This window comes from Ursidibacter arcticus (genome assembly GCF_009761375.1).
Lineage (GTDB): Bacteria > Pseudomonadota > Gammaproteobacteria > Enterobacterales > Pasteurellaceae > Ursidibacter > Ursidibacter arcticus.
Map to the genome: position 1 here is coordinate 1 of NZ_LEKM01000191.1, position 4,626 is coordinate 4,626.

Here is a 4,626-nt window from a genome sequence, read left to right on the forward strand (position 1 = left end):
CGCCACGCTGGCGTCCGTTAATTGAATACAAAAAATTAGGGTTTGTCATCAGTCTGAAATGCAAATAAGTATTTTCTGATTTATTTAGCTATGGCACAAATAGGAAATTTATCGCAATGTCGCAAATTAAGTTAATTGTAGGGCTTGCTAACCCTGGGGTGAAGTATGAAGAAACTCGTCATAATGCAGGGGAATGGTTAATTAACGAAATTGCCCGAATGTATAATGTGACCTTAAAAGAAGAAACGAAATACTTTGGTAAAGTGGCTAAAATCAATACAGCTCAAGGGGAAGTTCGCTTACTTGTTCCTACCACCTTTATGAATTTAAGTGGTAAAGCAGTCGGAGCATTGGCTAACTTCTACCGTATAAAACCTGAAGAGATTTTAGTGGCTCACGATGAGCTAGATTTACCGCCCGGTATCGCTAAAATTAAACAAGGTGGCGGACACGGTGGACATAATGGGCTAAAAGATATTGTAGCAAGTTTAGGCAATAACAATAACTTTTATCGTGTTCGAATTGGTATTGGACACCCTGGTCATAAAGATTTAGTCGCTGGTTATGTTTTAGGTAAGCCATCACCAACGGATAAACCATTGATTGATGCAGCGGTTGATGAAGCAAGTCGTTGTGTTGATGTATTGTTTAAAGATGGCATTGTGAAAGCAACCAACCGCTTAAATGCTTTTAAAGCATAAGAATTTGTAAAAAGATGAGTAAAAACTACCGCTTTAGGTAGTCCATCAGTAATGAAAAATAGGAAAAATTATGGGATTTAAATGTGGTATTGTCGGTTTGCCAAATGTGGGTAAATCAACACTTTTTAACGCTTTAACCAAAGCAGGAATTGAAGCGGCGAATTATCCGTTCTGTACGATTGAGCCGAATACAGGTGTTGTACCAATGCCTGATCCACGTCTTGACGCACTGGCAGAAATTGTTAAACCAGAACGTGTGTTACCAACAACAATGGAATTTGTTGATATTGCGGGTTTAGTGGCTGGTGCAAGTAAAGGCGAAGGTTTAGGTAATAAGTTCTTAGCTAATATTCGTGAAACCGATGCAATTGGACACGTTGTTCGTTGTTTTGAAAATGATGATATTGTTCACGTTGCAGGGAAAATTGATCCACTTGATGACATTGAAACGATCAATACAGAGTTAGCCCTTGCTGATTTAGATAGTTGTGAACGTGCTATTCAGCGTTTACAAAAGCGTGCTAAAGGTGGCGATAAAGAGGCTAAGTTTGAGCTTTCTATTATGGAGAAAATCTTACCTGTCCTTGAAAATGCAGGAATGATCCGCTCTGTTGATTTAGATAAAGATGAACTGCACGCTATCAAAGGGTATAACTTCTTAACTTTAAAACCGACAATGTATATTGCCAATGTGAATGAAGATGGCTTTGAAAACAACCCTTATCTTGAAAAAGTCCGCGAGTTTGCCGCAAAAGAAGGTTCAGTGGTTGTGCCTGTTTGTGCTGCCATTGAAGCAGAAATTGCAGAACTAGAAGATGAAGAAAAAACAGAGTTTTTACAAGATCTTGGTATTGAAGAACCTGGGTTAAATCGTGTTATTCGTGCAGGCTACGCATTATTAAACTTACAAACTTACTTCACCGCAGGTGTAAAAGAAGTGAGAGCTTGGACTGTTTCAGTTGGGGCAACTGCACCAAAAGCGGCAGCTGTTATTCATACTGATTTTGAGAAGGGCTTTATTCGTGCAGAAGTGATTGCCTATGATGATTTCGTTCAGTATAAAGGTGAAAATGGAGCAAAAGATGCTGGAAAATGGCGTTTAGAAGGTAAAGATTATATTGTTCAAGATGGCGATGTAATGCATTTCCGTTTTAATGTATAAATCAATTTTTTATAAAGGGCTAAACTTAAATTAGCCCTTAGTTTTTCTTAAAAATTATTATTCAAATATTCTCCAAGTGTGTGGTATTGAAATTTAAACCCCTCATCGAGTAACTTTTGTGGAATAAGCGGTTGGTTATCTAATAATAATTGCGAACGCTCACCAAGCCCTAGTGTTAAGAGAAAACTAGGAACGCTAAAAAATGCAGGACGTTTTAATGCTTTGGCGAGTTGCTGGTTAAAATCAGCGTTACTGATACTGTTAGGTGCAACTAGGTTATAAGCCCCGTGGCTCTGTTTATTATTCAGCAGAAATAAAATTGCTCGAATATGATCATCTCGTGCAATCCACGCCCAGTGTTGCTTACCGTTGCCTAGTTTCCCCCCTAAACCTAATTTATAGATAGGGAGTATTTTTTGTAATGCACCACCTGCTTGATCTAAGACTATGCCTGTCCGTAATAAGCAAACTCGAGTTTGTGAGCTTTGTGAGTGGAGAGCTGTTTCTTCCCATTCTTTGCAAAGCAAAGCAGGGAATTGCGTACCGCAAGCGGTTTGTTCATCATATTTTTTTGTAAAACTTAAATTTCCATAAAATCCAGTAGCAGAGCCTGAAATAAAGGTATGAGGCGGTTGTTCACTTTTATGGAACAGCTCTACTAATTGCTTGGTGATAGTTAATCGACTAGAAAGTAGCTTTTGTTTTTGTTGCTCTGTCCAAGGTTTATCAAAAATCGGCTCGCCAGCTAAATTGATGACTGCATCAAATTGATTTAAATCTTGGAAATCTGCAAGACTTTGGCAATAACGTACCGCTTGTTGATCAACTAATTGACGGCGAGTTAAAACAGTTAGTTTATGTTCTCGTTTTATAAGAGCCTGACAGAGTGCTTCACCAATAAAGCCTGTTCCCCCTGTAATGAAAATATGCATTAGAGCGAACTCTCAAATAGATCGGTAATATTGTGAATAAGTGCGGTGATACTTGTTTCACGAGTTGGAGTGATAAAGATCGTATCATCACCAGCGATAGTACCTAAAATACCTTCTGCTTTTCCCATTGAATCGAGTAAGCGTGCAATAAGCTGTGCAGCCCCAGGGCTAGTGCGTACAACCACTAGCACATCATTATGATCAATATCAATAACCAAATTTTTGAGGGGGCTTGATGTGGTTGGAACACTTAATTCTGCTGGAAGTTGGTAAACCATTTCCATTTTTGTGTTGCGTGTACGCACGGCACCAAATTTAGTGAGCATTCTCGATATCTTGGATTGATTGACGTGGGTGAAACCTAGCTCTTGTAACGCAGTAACGATTTCACTCTGTGAACCAAATTTTTCTTCTTTTAAAAGGGATTTAAATGCTTCTGAAAGTGAATCTGTTTTTTCCACTGTGATTTCCTTATTATTCATTAATAACTAATAATATGCTGAATTTTTGTTTATTTATGCAAAAAAATCAATCTGAATAGACTTTTTTTCTGAAAAATTTGCGGTAAGTCGCAAAATTTAATTTTGATATTTGAATATTTGCACGATTTTACATACACTTTAAGCATCTCATTTTTATACTCAAGTAAGGAGAACCCTATGAAAGTGGCAGTTTTAGGTGCAGCAGGCGGTATTGGTCAGGCATTAGCACTATTACTTAAATTACAGTTACCAGCAGGAACTACGTTAGCGCTTTATGATATTGCCCCTGTAACTCCAGGTGTAGCAGTAGATGTAAGCCATATTCCAACAGCGGTAAAAGCAACAGGTTATAGTGGTGAAGACCCAACTCCAGCATTAGAAAATGCAGATTTAGTCTTAATTTCAGCAGGTGTTGCACGCAAACCAGGAATGGATCGCTCTGATTTATTTAATATCAACGCGGGTATCGTGCGTAATTTAATCGAAAAAGTGGCAGTTGTTTGCCCTAAAGCCTGTGTCGGTATTATTACTAACCCTGTAAATACGACAGTTGCAATTGCCGCAGAAGTGCTGAAAAAAGCAGGTGTTTATGATCCGCGTAAGTTATTTGGCGTTACTTCACTAGATGTATTGCGTTCAGAAACCTTTGTTGCAGAGTTAAAAGGTAAAGATGTAAATCGTATCAAAGTACCAGTGATTGGTGGGCATTCAGGCGTTACTATTCTGCCATTACTTTCTCAGGCTTATGAAGCAGATACTATTCACTTTACTCCAGAAGAAGTTGAAGCATTAACCAAACGCATTCAAAATGCGGGTACTGAAGTAGTTGAAGCAAAAGCTGGCGGTGGATCTGCAACACTTTCAATGGCACAAGCAGCTGCTCGTTTTGCTCGTTCTGTACTCAAAGGTTTGACTGGTGAAGAAGTAACAGAATATGCTTATGTTGAAGGTGATGGTAAATATGCTCGTTTCTTCGCACAACCTGTTCGTTTAGGACGTAATGGTGTTGAAGAATTATTGCCTATTGGTGAATTAAGTGCTTATGAACAAGCTGCTATTGATGCGATGATCCCAACATTGAAAGCAGATATTGAATTAGGTGAAAAGTTCATTAACGGATAAGACTTGAATTTAGTCTAAAATGTCGTCATTATGTAAGTCGAAAACATAGTTTTCGACTCAGATTATTGACAAAGTCTTTTTTCATTCGGACGCCAGCGTGGCGTCCCTACAAGAAAAGTTATAACCAATTGAAAAATAACAGATTTTATTTTGTTGTGTAGGGACGCCACGCTGGCGTCCGTTTATTGAATACAACAAATTGAGGTTTGTCATCAGTCTGAATCATT

At 38.4% G+C, this 4,626-nt stretch carries 5 protein-coding genes; 3 read left to right on the forward strand and 2 right to left on the reverse strand.

Annotated elements, in window-relative coordinates; translation table 11 throughout:
* Positions 1 to 116 precede the first annotated feature (116 nt).
* Positions 117 to 701 (forward strand): aminoacyl-tRNA hydrolase, encoded by a 585-nt coding sequence (pth, locus tag A1D25_RS08565; protein WP_157395269.1) that lies wholly within the window; start codon positions 117 to 119, stop codon positions 699 to 701.
* Between the two features lie 70 nt (positions 702 to 771).
* The gene (ychF, locus tag A1D25_RS08570; RefSeq protein ID WP_157395270.1) at positions 772 to 1,863 is read left to right on the forward strand and encodes a redox-regulated ATPase YchF; all 1,092 of its coding nucleotides are present in this window, start codon (positions 772 to 774) and stop codon (positions 1,861 to 1,863) included.
* A gap of 47 nt (positions 1,864 to 1,910) precedes the next feature.
* Here ychF and A1D25_RS08575 read toward each other — a convergent pair whose 3' ends face one another.
* Together A1D25_RS08575 and argR are read right to left on the reverse strand one after the other, a co-directional pair.
* Positions 1,911 to 2,795, reverse strand: a complete 885-nt coding sequence (locus tag A1D25_RS08575; protein ID WP_157395271.1) for a TIGR01777 family oxidoreductase — start codon at positions 2,793 to 2,795, stop codon at positions 1,911 to 1,913.
* Positions 2,795 to 3,256, reverse strand: coding sequence for a transcriptional regulator ArgR (argR, locus tag A1D25_RS08580; RefSeq protein WP_157395272.1), 462 nt, complete (start codon positions 3,254 to 3,256; stop codon positions 2,795 to 2,797). The genes A1D25_RS08575 and argR overlap by 1 nt, the downstream gene beginning before the upstream one ends.
* Before the next feature lie 198 nt (positions 3,257 to 3,454).
* On the opposite strand from argR, the gene mdh reads away from it, so the two are divergent.
* Positions 3,455 to 4,399, forward strand: a complete 945-nt coding sequence (gene mdh, locus A1D25_RS08585) for a malate dehydrogenase (protein ID WP_157395273.1) — start codon at positions 3,455 to 3,457, stop codon at positions 4,397 to 4,399.
* Positions 4,400 to 4,626: the final 227 nt, after the last annotated feature.

Coding starts and splice junctions, on each gene's coding strand:
- pth (WP_157395269.1), top strand. CDS start 117: ATGTCGCAAATTAAGTTAATTGTAGGGCTTGCTAACCCTGGGGTGAAG.
- ychF (WP_157395270.1), top strand. CDS start 772: ATGGGATTTAAATGTGGTATTGTCGGTTTGCCAAATGTGGGTAAATCA.
- A1D25_RS08575 (WP_157395271.1), bottom strand. CDS start 2,795: ATGCATATTTTCATTACAGGGGGAACAGGCTTTATTGGTGAAGCACTC.
- mdh (WP_157395273.1), top strand. CDS start 3,455: ATGAAAGTGGCAGTTTTAGGTGCAGCAGGCGGTATTGGTCAGGCATTA.